The sequence below is a fragment of the Pseudoalteromonas sp. GW168-MNA-CIBAN-0100 genome, from assembly GCF_040309225.1.
In the GTDB taxonomy this organism is placed as follows: domain Bacteria; phylum Pseudomonadota; class Gammaproteobacteria; order Enterobacterales; family Alteromonadaceae; genus Pseudoalteromonas; species Pseudoalteromonas arctica.
In genome coordinates this window covers 1-245 of the sequence record NZ_JBEOOL010000948.1, presented here as the reverse complement: position 1 = coordinate 245, position 245 = coordinate 1, and the positions used below count along the sequence as shown (strand labels likewise).

Sequence of the window (245 nt, the reverse complement as noted above, 5' to 3'; positions counted from 1 at the left end):
ATACAAACCATTAATTAAGTCGTCGGTTTGACCCAAAATAGCGGTAAGTGGAGTGCGAATTTCATGACTTATATTTGCTAAAAACTGACTTTTAACATCGTTTGCTTCGCGCAACTCTTGCGCCACTGTTTGTAATTCTAACGTGCGTTGCTCTACTTGCTCTGTTAATTGTAATTTTGCATTACTTTCTATTCTGCGACGATAAATTGCAATAACTGTAATTAAAATAAGAATTGCCACAATGC

The 245-nt window shown here is 35.9% G+C and carries 1 protein-coding gene; it reads right to left on the bottom strand.

From position 1 onward, the window contains the following. On the bottom strand, nt 1-245 hold a 245-nt coding region (locus AAEY62_RS24140), incomplete at both ends, for a histidine kinase dimerization/phospho-acceptor domain-containing protein (RefSeq protein ID WP_350636999.1).